Raw genomic sequence first — 13,511 nt, 5'->3', positions numbered from 1 at the left:
CTGCCCCTTCCCGCTGCCCCACCTGGTCCCACCTGTGTTGCCGTACGGTACGTGCTGACAGGCCGGACGTGGCAACTCTGGCACATCTTCGCAACGCCCGAACGCGGGGGTCCGCTAGGAGGCATTCGCCCACCTCATCAGGGAGATGGACCGGTTTCACACCTCTTCACCGATGTGCTCGGATTGCCACTCTTCGGTGATCCTGTCGTGGTTTTTCCGTGACGCGCCGGGAGGGCGCGGTGCGGTGCGCCGCTGTCCCGCCGTGCGGCTACCGGCCGGGGGGCGGTCCGTCGAGCGGGCGTCCGGGCACCCCGGGCCGCCGCTGCCACGGCCGGGGCCCGTCCGGCGGCCGGTAGGCGACGCCGAGGGCGTCAAGTCGCGCGTAGTGGGCGCCCATCCGCCGCTCGAAGTCGGCGAAGTCGCGTTCCGCCGGGGCGGGCAGCCGGCTCCAGGCGACCTCGGCGAAGGCGGCGAGGCGGGGGAAGGCCTGGTAGTCCACGCGCGCGGCGTCCTCCATCGCCTCGGTCCACAGGTTGGCCTGCGTGCCCAGCACCCGGCCGGCCTCCTCGGGCGTCAACTCCGGTGGTACGGGCTCGAAGCGGTAGACGTCCTCCAGGGTGCGCACGTAGCCGATCGGCACGGGCTCGTCCGGGCCGCCGTCCTGCCGGTGGTCGAGGTACACCTGCTGCTCGGGGCACATGACCACGTCGTGTCCCGCGCGCGCGGCCGCGATCCCGCCCGCGTAGCCCCGCCAGGACGACACGGCCGCCCCGTCGGCGAGGCCGCCCTCCAGGATCTCGTCCCAGCCGATGAGCCGGCGCCCGCGCGCGGCCAGCCAGGTGTCGAAGTGCCGGACGAACCACGCCTGGAGCGCGTCCTCGTCGGCGAGGCCGAGTTCCTCGATCCGGGCCTGCGCGGCGGGTGAGCGCCGCCACTGGTCCTTGGGGCATTCGTCGCCCCCGATGTGGACGAACGACGAGAACTCGGCGGCGTCCGCGGGGAACAGATCCAGCACTTCCTCGAACACCCCCTCGTAGAACCGCAGGGTGTTGTCGGTGGGGGCGAGTACGTTCGGATTGATGCCCCAGGTGTCCCAGACGGAGAGGGCGGTGGTGTCGATGACGTCGGTGTTGCCGAGTTCCGGATACGCGGCGACGGCGGCCTGCGAGTGGCCCGGTACGTCGATTTCGGGGACGACGGCGATATGCCGTTCGGCGGCGTAGGCGACGATCTCCCGGATGTCGTCCTGCGTGTAGAAGCCACCGTGCGGCCTGTCGTCCCACAGCGGTGAGGCGCGGTGGCCGAATTTCGTGCGGGGCCGCCATGAGCCGATGCCGGTGAGGCGCGGATACCGGGTGATCTCGATCCGCCAGCCCTGGTCGTCCGTCAGATGGAAGTGCAGGACGTTCAGTTTGTGCGCGGCCATCAGATCCAGGTAGCGCAGAACGCCGTCCTTGGGCATGAAGTGCCGGGCGACGTCGAGGAGGAGACCGCGCCAGCGGAAGCGGGGGGAGTCCTCGACGGTCCGGGGCGCGATGCCGCGGGGCGCCCCGGGGCGTACGGGCGCGCGCCGGAAGGCGTCGGGGCCGAGCAGCTGGCGCAGGGTCTGCGCGCCCCGGAAGACGCCGGCCGCGTCGCCGCCCCGGATGTCCACGCCGCCGCCGGCGACGGCGGAGAGCCGGTAGGCCTCGGGTTCCAGGGTGCCGTCGACGTGCAGCCGTACGGCGTCGTGGGCGTCCCGGGGGCCCGGCCGCAGGGGCAGGCCGAGGGCCGGGCCGAGGACGGCCCGCAGCCAGCGTTCGGTGGTGTCCGTGCCCGGCCCGGCGTACAGCGCGGTGTGCCGGTCGAGCAGGACGGCGCCGCCGGGAAGGCGCTCGACGGCCCTCGGCCGCGGGATCACGTCGTGTGCGGACGTCATGCCGGGAGCGGGGCCGCCCGTCCCGTCGGAGCTCATGTCGGACGTCATGTCGGTCCTTCACGTCGGGCCGGCCGGAAGACCGGCCGGCACTGTACGGGTATCCGGTCTGCGCTGTACGCGTAACCGTTCCGCGCTGTACGGGTAACCGGCCGGCGGAACACCGGCCGGGTCGTCGGAGGCGTCGGCGGGGAAGTGCCGCCGGGGGCGGACGGCTCACCGAACGGGAAGTCGTCCGGAAGCGGACGCGCCTTTACCGAAGCTTTTCGGAGTCCGTATCGCCATGGGTATCGCGAAGGGCGGGGAGAGGGCGAAGGGAGCGGTGCGAACACCCTCGGGGCGGCCGACCGGGCGGTGTTCCGGCCGGGGCGGAACAACGGGAAGCCCGGCCCTTCCGGGCGCATCGCCCGCACCACCGGGAAAACGATCGACGGGGCGGCCGGGAGACGAAAGCGGAAGCGCGGGGCGGCGGTCGCGGCGAGAAACACGATCACCTCGGGAACGGTCGTCCGACGCCCCTCAGGAGGCGGCCGCCGGGGAAGTGACGGCGGAATTCGCGGCCTTCGCACACACGCCGAAGGGATTTCACGGAGGGCGGGGATTCCCCGAAGGACGCGGGCGCCACCCCGGTCACCGCGCACCGCGCACCGCGCACCGCGCACCGGCCGCGGCCTTCCCGGACAGGCCGGGAAAGGAGACGGGAGAGGCGGTCGTCACGGCACCCCCGAGTCCGCGACGCGGCGGGCGCCGTCCCCGCTCCGACCAGCACAAAGGCGGCCCAACGGCAGCACGACACCGGCACACCATCGGCACGACACCAGCACGACACCGGCACAACGGCAGCGAGATCAAAGCCTCCGTCCGCACGGCCACAAGAGGTCTCGACCACTCGGCCGACCGGCGGAGGCCCGGCACCACGGACGCGGTGGCAGAACGACGCGAAGGCCTCCGGGGCGCGCCGCTGCGCACCCTGAAGGCCCTGTCGTCGGACGAGGTGCGGACGGAGCCCGCCGAGGCCCCGGCCGCCGCGCTACTTGTCGCCCTTGCCCTGGTCGTCGCCCCCGGAGCCCATGGAGTCGTAGATCTCCTTGCACATCGGGCACACGGGGTACTTCTTCGGGTCACGGCCGGGCACCCACACCTTGCCGCACAGCGCCACGACGGGCGTCCCGTCGAGGGCGCTCGCCATGATCTTGTCCTTCTGGACGTAGTGCGCGAAGCGCTCGTGGTCGCCGTCTCCGTGCGACACCTGCGGCGTCGGTTCTACCAGGGTCCCCGTACCGGTGCCGCGCTCGGGCTCGAGAGTGCTCATACCGCCAAGGGTACTGAAGCTCCTGCGCATCAGTTGAGCGAAGGGTCGTCCGGATACGTGGCCACCATCGCCAGCTCGTTGCGCTGGCGGCGCAGCACCTCCCGCCAGAGTCTCTCCGGGGACGGCGAGGACACGTCGCCGGGCTCGGACTCCACGACGTACCAGGCGCCCTCCACCAGCTCGTCCTCCAGCTGGCCGGGGCCCCAGCCGGCGTACCCGGCGAAGATCCTCAGGGAGCCGAGGGCGGAGGCGAGCAGCTCCGGCGGGGCCTCCAGGTCGACGAGGCCGATCGCGCCGTGCACCCGCCGCCAGCCCAGGGGGGTGCCGTCGACGGCCGGGCCGCCGGGGATCACCGCGACGCCCAACGCCGAGTCGAGGGAGACCGGGCCGCCCTGGAAGACGACCCCGGGTTCCCCGGCGAGGTCAGCCCAGCCCTCCAGGATGTCGCCCACGCCCACCGGCGTCGGACGGTTGAGGACGACACCGAGCGAGCCCTCCTCGTCGTGGTCGAGGAGGAGCACCACCGCACGGTCGAAGTTCGGGTCCGCCAGGGCGGGGGTAGCCACGAGCAGCCGCCCTGTGAGCGAGGACACCTCGGTCATGCCAGACATGATCCCCCATCTTCGCGCCGCATGGGGAGGCAATACGGCGAGGAGGGTGAGGGCGGCGGTGTCACGGGGGGAGCGCGCCGGGCCGCGTCGACGCCGCCGCGGGCGGCGGTCGCGCGGACGGACGCGGTGCGGGCGCACGGATGCGGTCCGGGCGCACGGACGCCGCGCCGTGCCCGTGCCTGCGCCCGTTCCTGTGCCCGTGGTGACCCCATGTGCCCGATGAGGCACAGTTCGTGTTGTGACACAGCTATGACGTAGCTGGGCGTTGCTTGGGCTTACTGAAGGGGGCCACGCGGCGTTTACTCTGTCCTCTCCGGCCCTGCCCCACTCCACCACACTCCACGGAACGCGAGATACATGACCGTCAACGGCTCTGACGACGTACTGCTTGTCCACGGCGGAACCCCGCTGGAGGGCGAGATCCGGGTGCGCGGTGCGAAGAACCTCGTACCCAAGGCCATGGTCGCGGCCCTGCTGGGCGGTGAGCCGAGCCGGCTGCGCAACGTTCCGGACATCCGCGACGTGCGGGTCGTACGCGGTCTGCTGCAACTGCACGGGGTGACGGTCCGTCCGGGTGAGGAGCCCGGCGAGCTGGTGATGGACCCCACCTACGTCGAGAGCGCGAACGTCGCCGACATCGACGCGCACGCGGGTTCGAGCCGTATCCCGATCCTGTTCTGCGGCCCGCTGCTGCACCGGCTCGGGCACGCGTTCATCCCGGGTCTGGGCGGCTGCGACATCGGCGGCCGGCCCATCGACTTCCACTTCGACGTGCTGCGCCAGTTCGGCGCGAAGATCGAGAAGCGGGCGGACGGCCAGTACCTGGAGGCCCCGCAGCGGCTGCGCGGCACGAAGATCCGGCTGCCGTACCCGTCCGTCGGCGCGACCGAGCAGGTGCTGCTGACGGCCGTCCTCGCCGAGGGCGTCACGGAGCTCTCGAACGCGGCCGTGGAGCCGGAGATCGAGGACCTGATCTGCGTCCTGCAGAAGATGGGCGCCATCATCGCGATCGACACCGACCGCACGATCCGCATCACCGGTGTGGACAAGCTCGGCGGCTACGACCACCGCGCCCTCTCGGACCGGCTGGAGGCCGCCTCCTGGGCGTCCGCCGCGCTGGCCACCGAGGGCAACATCTACGTCCGCGGCGCCCAGCAGCGCTCGATGATGACGTTCCTGAACACCTACCGGAAGGTCGGCGGCGCCTTCCGCATCGACGACGAGGGCATCCGCTTCTGGCACCCCGGCGGCCAGTTGAAGTCCATCGCGCTGGAGACGGACGTCCACCCCGGCTTCCAGACGGACTGGCAGCAGCCGCTGGTGGTGGCGCTGACGCAGGCCACGGGCCTGTCGATCATCCACGAGACGGTGTACGAGTCCCGTCTCGGCTTCACGTCCGCGCTGAACCAGATGGGCGCCCACATCCAGCTCTACCGCGAGTGCCTCGGCGGTTCCGACTGCCGTTTCGGCCAGCGCAACTTCCTGCACTCGGCGGTCGTGTCGGGCCCCACCCGGCTCCAGGGCGCCGACCTGGTCATCCCCGACCTGCGCGGCGGTTTCTCGTACCTGATCGCCGCCCTCGCCGCCCAGGGCACCTCCCGTGTCCACGGCATCGACCTGATCAACCGCGGCTACGAGAACTTCATGGAGAAGCTCGTCGAGCTGGGCGCGAAGGTCGAACTGCCAGGCAAGGCCCTCGGCTAGCGCGCGTCCACGGCGGCGGCGGCCGTCGTGAACCCCGAAGGGGCGGCACCCGGAGTCCGGGTGCCGCCCCTTCGAAAAGGGTGGCTTACTTGCCCTTGGCCGCTTCCTTGAGCTTCGAGCCCGCGGAGACCTTCACGCTGTAGCCGGCCGGGATCTGGATCGGGTCGCCGGTCTGCGGGTTGCGCGCGGTGCGAGCGGCACGGTGGGTGCGCTCGAAGGTCAGGAAGCCGGGGATGGTGACCTTCTCGTCCCCCTTGGAGACGACGTCGCCGACGACCTCGGCGAACGCGGCCAGCACGGCGTCGGCGTCCTTGCGGGTCACCTCGGCGCGGTCGGCCAGCGCGGCCACCAGCTCACTGCGGTTCATGTTCTTACTCCCGTGTTCTTCTTGCCGTTGCGGCGTGCCACGCGGCGGAGCCGCATGTCGGGCACAGCGAATGCCGATGCGCTCGCGCCCAGAGACGCATCCTGCCCCCACCTGCGGCGGGAAAGCCAATCCGGCACCCACAGGAGTCGTCAGAACACCCTTGGGAGTCACACGAAAAGCGCCTTCGCCCGGCCGCCACCCTAGAGGGCGCCCGCGAGCACACCGTCGTGCGACGCGCCGACCCGGGGGCCGCCGTGGCGAGCCTCACAGCCCCCGCACAGTGCGGCCCCGGTTCCCGCGGTGCCGTGGCGCCGTCCGTCTCCCCGACGCCGCCGCGACACCCGTCGTGTCCCCTACGACGCCGTGGCGCCCGCGGCCTTCGCGGCCTCGCGCACCGCGCCGGCCACGGCGCCGGCGACCTTGTCGTTGAAGACGCTGGGGATGATGTAGTTCGCGTTCAGCTCGTCCTCGGTCACCACGTCCGCCAGGGCCTTCGCGGCCGCGAGCATCATCTCGGTGTTGACCGTGCGGGACTGCGCGTCCAGCAGGCCGCGGAAGACGCCCGGGAAGACCAGCACGTTGTTGATCTGGTTGGGGAAGTCGGAGCGGCCGGTGGCCACAACTGCGGCCGTCTGGCGGGCGATTGCCGGGTCCACCTCGGGGTCCGGGTTCGCGAGCGCGAACACGATCGCGTCGTCGGCCATGGCGGCCACGTCGTCGCCGTCGAGGACGTTCGGGGCGGAGACGCCGATGAAGACGTCGGCGCCGCGCACGGCCTCCTTCAACGTGCCCGTGAGGCCCTCGGGGTTGGTGTTGTCGGCGATCCAGCGCAGGGCGGAGTCCGGGGCGGCGTCGACGAGGTCCTCGCGGCCGGCGTGGACGACGCCGTGGATGTCGGCGACGACGGCGTTCTTCACGCCCGCCGCGAGCAGCAGCTTGAGGATGGCCGTACCGGCCGCGCCGGCGCCCGACATGACGACGCGGATGCTCTCGATCGTCTTGCCCGCCACGCGCAGGGCGTTGGTGAGCGCGGCGAGGACGACGATGGCGGTGCCGTGCTGGTCGTCGTGGAAGACGGGGATGTCGAGGGCCTCGCGCAGCCGGGCCTCGATCTCGAAGCAGCGGGGCGCGGAGATGTCCTCCAGGTTGATGCCGGCGAAGCCCGGCGCGATGGCCTTGACGATCTCGACGATCGCGTCGGTGTCCTGGGTGTCCAGGCAGAGCGGCCAGGCGTCGATGCCGGCGAACCGCTTGAAGAGGGCCGCCTTGCCCTCCATGACCGGCAGCGCGGCCTTGGGGCCGATGTTGCCCAGGCCCAGCACGGCCGAGCCGTCCGTCACGACCGCAACGGAGTTGCGCTTGATGGTGAGGCGGCGCGCGTCCTCGGGATTCTCGGCGATCGCCATGCAGACGCGGGCCACGCCCGGCGTGTAGACCATGGACAGGTCGTCACGGTTGCGGATGGGGTGCTTCGACGCCATCTCGATCTTGCCGCCGAGGTGCATCAGGAAGGTACGGTCGGAGACCTTCCCGAGGGTGACGCCCTCGATGCCGCGGAGCTGCTCGACGATCTCGTCGGCGTGCGCGGTCGAGGTGGCCGCGATGGTGACGTCGATCCGGAGCTTCTCGTGTCCGGACGCGGTGACGTCGAGGCCGGTCACCGAGCCTCCGGAGGACTCCACGGCGGTGGTGAGCTGCGAGACGGCCGTTCCGCTCGCGGGCACCTCCAGCCGGATCGTCATCGAGTAGGAGACGCTGGGCGCCGTTGCCATGGCCGACTTCCTCTGCTTTCACCTGTGCCGCTGGGTATGCCGTCCGATCGTCGCACCTACCCCGGAGTACGTGGTAGCCGCCCCGACTTGCGGTGCTTTTGTTCACAGCCAGGCAGTGACGGAGACGCATTTTCGGAAACTGAATTCCACCATACGAGAGAACGTGGGAGCAACGAAAGAGGCCCACATCACATCGGATGTGGGCCTCTCCCTACGTTGATGACACCGACCCGCCATGCTCGCCTCGCGGCAAGTGGTCGCTCGTAGCGACGAAGGTTGGGCCCGGGGGCTTGGATCGGGCCGGTGCCACACCAAGGCTAACAAACGGATGCGCCGGGACCATTCCCGTCCGGGGATTCACAGGAACGGTTCCGTCCGGTCAGTCCCTCAGGAGGTCCGGCACCCCGTCGGCGTCCGGTTCGTCCCGCTCCCCCGACACGACCGTCAGCTGCTGGGTCGCCCGGGTCAGGGCCACGTACAGCACCCGTAGGCCGGCCGGGGACTCGTCGGCGATCTCGGCCGGCGACACGACGACCGTCGCGTCGTACTCCAGGCCCTTGGCCTCCAGGCTGCCGAGGGCGACGACCCGGTCGCCGAGGCCGGCGAGCCAGCGCCGGGCCTCGGCGCGCCGGTTCATGGCGACGACGACGCCGACGGTGCCGTCGACCCGCTCCAGCAGGCGTTCGGCCTCGGCGCGCACGGTGGCGGCGAGGGAGTCCGTCACGGCGGTGAAGCGGGGCACGACGCCGGTGGAGCGGACCGCGGACGGGGACTCGGCGCCGGGCATGGCCAGGGCCAGGACCTTCGCGGCCAGTTCGGCGATCTCGGCCGGGTTGCGGTAGTTCACGGTGAGCTGGAAGCGGCGGCGGGGCCGGGTGCCGAGCGCCTCGTCGCGGGCCTCGGCGGCCTCGTCGGGATCGGACCACGAGGACTGGGCGGGGTCGCCGACGACCGTCCAGGTGGCGTGCCGGCCGCGGCGGCCGACCATGCGCCACTGGAGCGGGGTGAGGTCCTGCGCCTCGTCGACGATGACGTGGGCGTACTCGGTGCGCTCCTGGGCGAGCCGTTCGGCCCGTTCGCGCTGCGACTCCTCGCGGACCGGCATCAGCTCCTCCAGGCCGGTCAGCTGGTCCAGCGGGTCGAGCTCACGTCTCTTGCGGGGGCGGGCCGGGGCGCCCAGGATCGCCTGGAGCTCGTCGAGCATCGCGATGTCGTGCACGGTGTGGCCCTCGCGCCGCAGCGAGCGGGCGACCTTGCGGACCTCGCCGGGGTTGAGGATCCGCCGGGCCCAGCGGCCGAGCCGCCGCTCGTCGGCCATGGCCGCGAGGACGGACTTCGGGGTGAGCTCGGGCCACCAGGCGTCGAGGAACGCGGTGAAGGCGTCCTCGCCGGTCACGTCCTCGTCGAAGGAGGAACGCAGCTCGGCGGCGAGCTCGGGGTCGGTGTGCCGGCCGGCCGCGCCCGAGCGCTCCCACAGGGCGTCCAGGAGGAGCCTGCGGGCGCGGGGCCGCAGCAGGTTCACGGGGGCGGTGCCGCCGAGGGCGGTACGGCGGATGCGGTCGAGGTCCTGGGCCTCCAGCTCCAGCCGGCGGCCGAAGGCGACCACGCGCAGCCGGGCGGGCGGTCCGGAGGGGGCCGGGGCGGTGTCCTCGTCCTCCTCCTCGCCGAGGGCGAGCTGTCCGAGGGCGAGCTGTCCGAGGGCGAGCTGACCGGCGGCGGGCTGACCGGCGGCGGGCCGGCCGGCGGTGGGAGCGCCCGGACGGCCCAGTTCCAGGGCGCCCCGCGCCGCCTTCCGCAGCACCTTCAGCATGCGGGACGAGCCCTTCGCGCGGGCCACCGCCGGGGAGTCGTACAAGGTGGCCTCGACGCCGTCGACGAGGGAGCCGATGGCGCGGATGGCGACCTGGCCCTCCTCCCCGAGGGAAGGCAGGACACCCTCGGTGTAGGCGACGAGCAGCGGGGTCGGCGAGACGATCAGGATGCCGCCCGCGTACCGGCGCCGGTCCTGGTAGAGGAGGTAGGCCGCCCGGTGCAGGGCGACGGCCGTCTTCCCGGTCCCGGGGCCGCCCTCGACATGGGTGACGGAGGCGGCGGGGGCGCGGATGACCAGGTCCTGCTCGGCCTGGATGGAGGCGACGATGTCGCGCATGGTGTGGCTGCGGGCCTGGCCGAGGGCGGCCATGAGGGCGCCGTCGCCGATGGCGGGCAGCTCACGGCCGTCGAGGAAGGCCGTCAGCTCGGGGCGCATCAGGTCGTCCTCGACGCCGAGCACCCGGCGGCCCTTGGAGCGGATGACCCGGCGGCGCACGACCCGGCCCGGGTCGACCGGGGTGGAGCGGTAGAAGGGGGCCGCGGCGGGCGCCCGCCAGTCGATCACCAGCGGGGCGTAGTCCTCGTCGAGGACGCCGATGCGGCCGATGTGCAGGGTCTCGGCGATGTCGGCGGTGCGGTCGGGGCGAATGGCGCCCTCGGCCGGCTCCACGGCGGTGTAGGCGCCGTCGGGGCCTTTCTTGCCGTCCTTGCCGAGCAGCAGGTCGATCCGGCCGAAGAGGAAGTCCTCGAACTCGTTGTTGAGCCGGTTGAGGTGGACGCCCGCGCGGAAGACCTGCGCGTCCCGCTCGGCCAGGGCGCCGGGCGTGCCGACCTGGCCGCGGCGGGCCGCGTCGTGCATGAGGAACTCCGCCTCGTGGATCTTCTCCTCCAGGCGGCGGTACACCCGGTCCAGGTGTTCCTGTTCGATGCTGATCTCCCGGTCGCGAACTGAGTCCTGAACCGGGCCGACCGCGGTTTCCTGCTGTGCCTGAGCGGCCACCGGGCCCCCTTCTGACGTGCTGGGCAGCCGTCAACCGTACGCGAAGGGAGCCCCCGGAGGCGAGGGGCCCGCCCCACGGATCCACGGGGCGGACCCGGCCGCCCCGTGCCGCCGGGCGGCGGGGGCGTACCGGGCGTGTACGGCGGGGGCGTACCGGGCGTGCCCTAGGGAGGCGAACCCGGGCGTGCCCTAAGGCCTGGGGAGGCGAACCCGGGCGTGCCCTAGGGCCTGGGGAGGCGAACCCGGGCGTGCCCTAGGGCCTGGGGAGGCGACCCGGGCGTGCCCTAGGGCCTCGGGAGGCGACCGGGCGTGTCCTAGGCGTCGACCTCGACGAGCTTCTCGCCGTCGAAGGTCGAGACCTCGTAGTGGTCGATCTCGTCCGGGCTGAGGGCGGCGCCGCCCTGGACGTAGAGCGGGTTCTTGGCCTGCTCGGTCTTGGCGTCGGGGAGGCCGTAGCCCCATTCCGGGACCGACCAGGACGCGATGGTCTCGCGCTCGCCGTTGTGGCCCACCGCGATGAGCGAGCACTTGTTCGGACCCGCGACGTTCTTCAGCTCGACGACGGCCTCGGTGCCCCAGGCCTTCTCCTGGGTGGCGACGGTCGCCGTGACCTTGGTGCCCGGGTCGGTGGCGGTGACCTTGTCGGTGAAGGTCTCGAAGGCGGTCTTGGCGGAGCCGGCGTCCGCCAGCACCTGCGGGGTCCCGCCCCCCTCGTCGCCGCCGCTCGTCGCCATGGCCACGAACGGGCCGCCGACGATCAGCGCGGCCGCCGCGGCGATCATGTAGAAGCCGCGCCGGCGCTTCTGGGCGCGGCGGTCGGCGATCTCGCCGACGAGCTTCTCCACGAGCCGGGGACCGGGCCGGGCGGACAGGGACTCGCCGATCGCGGGGGTGCCGGCACCCGGCAGGTCCGCGAGGGCGGCCATCATGGGCTCCATCCCGGCGAGTTCGTCCAGCTGCTGCGCGCACCACTCGCATCCGGCGAGGTGGGCCTCGAAGGCGGTCGCCTCGGCGTCGTCGAGGATGCCGAGCGCGTAGGCGCCGACGGTCTCGTGTTCGCTCGGGCCCGGAGATCCCACAGATCCCTGCATGGGACCAGACATACCCGACCCACCCGCTCCGAACCCCCCGTACATGCTCATCACGCCGTCACCCCCCGCTCCTCCAGAGCCAGCTTCATCGACCGCAGGGCATAGAAAACCCGTGAGCGCACGGTGCCACTGGGTATCCCCAGCGTCTCGGCCGCCTCATTGACGGTACGCCCCTTGAAGTACGTCTCGACGAGCACCTCCCGGTGCGCCGGGGTCAGGTCGTCGAGCGCGTCGGACAGCGTCATCAGCCACAGCGCCTTGTCGATCTCGTCCTCCGCGGGGATGACCTCCAGCGGCGACGGGTCGACCTCCTGCGGCCGGGCCTGCCGGCTGCGGTGGCCGTCGATGACGATGCGGCGTGCGACCGTCACCAGCCAGGGGCGTACCGATCCGGTCGCTCGATTGAGCTGTCCGGCGTTCTTCCAGGCACGGATGAGCGTCTCCTGCACGACGTCCTCGGCGCGCTGCCGGTCTCCGGCCACCAGGCGCAGCACGTAGGCGAGCAAGGGTCCGGCGTGCTCCCGGTAGAGAGCGCGCATCAGCTCCTCGTCGGGTTCCGAGGGCTGTGAGGACATGCGATGTCGGGCCCTCGATCCACGTTCATTGGCCACGGCCGCATCCTTGCGCACGCCCACCTCCGGTGTCCGGGGGTTCCCCCGAGTCGGTCGCTCCCCCACCGGTACGGAAACGGCTCGTCGCGCGTTCAAACCGAACTGACAGATTTCTTCGGGGTGTCGCGACGAGGGGGACATGAGGCCACATTCCCGCCCCTCTTCCTTCACGTTTCCGCCACACCGCCGACCGCACGGGCGCCACCCGGCGGACGGCGACGGCAACCGCCGTGTGGGCTACGTCACTTGGCCGGCCGTCGGCCCGAAAGCGACGCAGCCGGAGGGGAGATGGGCAGAGCGCGCGTCACGCGCGCGCGAGGGCGGCCCTCCTGCGGTGCCGGGCGACCCGCTCCCGGTTCCCGCAGACCTCGCTGGAGCACCAGCGCCTGCGGCGCCCGCGGGAGGTGTCGACGTACACGATCGGGCAGTTGTCGCCCTCGCACTGCCGCAGCCGCGCCCGCGCGGCGGGATCGGTGAGCAGCTCCACCGCGTCCCGGGCGACCACGGCGAGCAGCGCCGCGCACTCCGGCGGCCCGTCCAGCGCCCGGACGAGCGCGCCGTCCCGGCCGGGCACGGCGCGGGGGGCCGGGGGCGCGGCGCGGGCGGCGTCGTTGACCCGGGCGAGGGCGAGGTCGAGGTCGTGGGACCGGGCGAGGTCGTGGGACCGGGCGCCGCCGTGCGGGCGGAGGTCGCCGGAGAGCCCGGCGGCCACCAACCGGCCGACGTCGGCGCGCAGTTCGCGGAAGGCTCCCGGCCAGGCAGGGCCGGCGTGGGTGAGTCCGGTGCCGGGCGGCACCAGTCCCGAGCCGGCGATCCACGCGCACAACGGCCCCACTGCGTCGAGCCGTTCGAGGGGGTGGGTGGTGGCGAGGAGGTCCAGGCAGACCCGTCCGGCATCGAACCGCAGGTCGTACGGGGACGGAGGCGTACCCAGCGCCATGTGCGGTCACCGCCTAGGGAAGGCTCCTCGGGAAACGTCCCCTTCACAGTGCCGGGTGCACCGCGTCCCCGGAACCCCCCGTACCGGCGGCGGGTGCGCGGACGCGCGGCAGGGCGGGGGCCGGGCCGCCCGTCCGGGGCGGGGCCGGGCCGGGCCGGGGCGAGGCGAGGCCGGGGCGGGGCCGGGCCGGGGCGAGGCGAGGCCGGGCCGGGGCGGAGGCAGGGCGGGGCCGGGCGAGGCCGGGGCGGGGCCGGGCCGGGGCCGGGGCGGGGCCGGGCGGGGGCGGAGGCAGGGCGGGGCAGGGCGGAGGCAGGGCTCCCGGGCCTCGACGGGCCAGGACGGGCCACGGCTTCGGGGCTGAGTGCCGCCCGGAGCA

General features: G+C 72.8%; 10 protein-coding genes. 1 reads left to right on the top strand and 9 read right to left on the bottom strand.

Features of this window, described 5'->3' with window-relative positions:
* Positions 1-268: 268 nt before the first annotated feature.
* The 3 genes from ACFYWQ_RS38655 to ACFYWQ_RS38645 all read right to left on the bottom strand — a co-directional run bounded on the left by ACFYWQ_RS38655 (position 269) and on the right by ACFYWQ_RS38645 (position 3,829).
* Positions 269-1,918 carry a beta-N-acetylhexosaminidase gene (locus ACFYWQ_RS38655; protein ID WP_389524071.1) on the bottom strand — a complete coding sequence of 550 codons (1,650 nt, stop codon included), beginning with the start codon at positions 1,916-1,918 and terminating at the stop codon, positions 269-271.
* 1,027 nt (positions 1,919-2,945) lie between these two features.
* Positions 2,946-3,227, bottom strand: coding sequence for a DUF3039 domain-containing protein (locus tag ACFYWQ_RS38650; protein WP_189941567.1), 282 nt, complete (start codon positions 3,225-3,227; stop codon positions 2,946-2,948).
* A gap of 29 nt (positions 3,228-3,256) precedes the next feature.
* Positions 3,257-3,829, bottom strand: a complete 573-nt coding sequence (locus ACFYWQ_RS38645) for a YqgE/AlgH family protein (protein ID WP_389523905.1) — start codon at positions 3,827-3,829, stop codon at positions 3,257-3,259.
* Between the two features lie 366 nt (positions 3,830-4,195).
* Between ACFYWQ_RS38645 and murA the strand changes: the two genes are divergently transcribed.
* Complete coding sequence (murA, locus tag ACFYWQ_RS38640; RefSeq protein WP_389523902.1) at positions 4,196-5,542, top strand: UDP-N-acetylglucosamine 1-carboxyvinyltransferase; 1,347 nt, start codon at positions 4,196-4,198, stop codon at positions 5,540-5,542.
* An 85-nt stretch (positions 5,543-5,627) separates the two neighbouring features.
* Here murA and ACFYWQ_RS38635 read toward each other — a convergent pair whose 3' ends face one another.
* The 6 genes from ACFYWQ_RS38635 to ACFYWQ_RS38610 form a co-directional block, all read right to left on the bottom strand.
* On the bottom strand, positions 5,628-5,909 hold the full coding sequence (locus ACFYWQ_RS38635; RefSeq protein WP_389523899.1) for an HU family DNA-binding protein: 282 nt from the start codon (positions 5,907-5,909) through the stop codon (positions 5,628-5,630).
* 353 nt (positions 5,910-6,262) lie between these two features.
* Positions 6,263-7,681, bottom strand: a complete 1,419-nt coding sequence (locus ACFYWQ_RS38630) for an NAD-dependent malic enzyme (protein WP_389523897.1) — start codon at positions 7,679-7,681, stop codon at positions 6,263-6,265.
* Between the two features lie 379 nt (positions 7,682-8,060).
* Positions 8,061-10,493, bottom strand: coding sequence for a HelD family protein (locus ACFYWQ_RS38625; protein ID WP_389523894.1), 2,433 nt, complete (start codon positions 10,491-10,493; stop codon positions 8,061-8,063).
* 314 nt (positions 10,494-10,807) lie between these two features.
* On the bottom strand, positions 10,808-11,584 hold the full coding sequence (locus tag ACFYWQ_RS38620; RefSeq protein ID WP_389523892.1) for an anti-sigma factor family protein: 777 nt from the start codon (positions 11,582-11,584) through the stop codon (positions 10,808-10,810).
* Between the two features lie 50 nt (positions 11,585-11,634).
* Entirely contained in the window at positions 11,635-12,219 is a 585-nt protein-coding gene (locus ACFYWQ_RS38615; protein ID WP_030167252.1) for a sigma-70 family RNA polymerase sigma factor, read from the bottom strand.
* Between the two features lie 280 nt (positions 12,220-12,499).
* On the bottom strand, positions 12,500-13,135 hold the full coding sequence (locus ACFYWQ_RS38610; RefSeq protein WP_389523889.1) for a CGNR zinc finger domain-containing protein: 636 nt from the start codon (positions 13,133-13,135) through the stop codon (positions 12,500-12,502).
* Between the last annotated feature and the right edge of the window lie 376 nt (positions 13,136-13,511).

The organism is Streptomyces sp. NPDC003247 (genome assembly GCF_042888135.1).
Classification (GTDB): Bacteria; Actinomycetota; Actinomycetes; order Streptomycetales; family Streptomycetaceae; genus Streptomyces.
This window is presented reverse-complemented; position numbering and strand designations above follow the sequence as displayed.

Bases quoted from the DNA above. Each gene is read 5' to 3' on its own strand.
- ACFYWQ_RS38630 (WP_389523897.1), bottom strand. From the start codon at position 7,681: ATGGCAACGGCGCCCAGCGTCTCCTACTCGATGACGATCCGGCTGGAG.
- ACFYWQ_RS38610 (WP_389523889.1), bottom strand. From the start codon at position 13,135: ATGGCGCTGGGTACGCCTCCGTCCCCGTACGACCTGCGGTTCGATGCC.
- ACFYWQ_RS38650 (WP_189941567.1), bottom strand. From the start codon at position 3,227: ATGAGCACTCTCGAGCCCGAGCGCGGCACCGGTACGGGGACCCTGGTA.
- ACFYWQ_RS38635 (WP_389523899.1), bottom strand. From the start codon at position 5,909: ATGAACCGCAGTGAGCTGGTGGCCGCGCTGGCCGACCGCGCCGAGGTG.
- ACFYWQ_RS38620 (WP_389523892.1), bottom strand. From the start codon at position 11,584: ATGCAGGGATCTGTGGGATCTCCGGGCCCGAGCGAACACGAGACCGTC.
- ACFYWQ_RS38655 (WP_389524071.1), bottom strand. From the start codon at position 1,918: ATGACGTCCGCACACGACGTGATCCCGCGGCCGAGGGCCGTCGAGCGC.
- murA (WP_389523902.1), top strand. From the start codon at position 4,196: ATGACCGTCAACGGCTCTGACGACGTACTGCTTGTCCACGGCGGAACC.
- ACFYWQ_RS38645 (WP_389523905.1), bottom strand. From the start codon at position 3,829: ATGACCGAGGTGTCCTCGCTCACAGGGCGGCTGCTCGTGGCTACCCCC.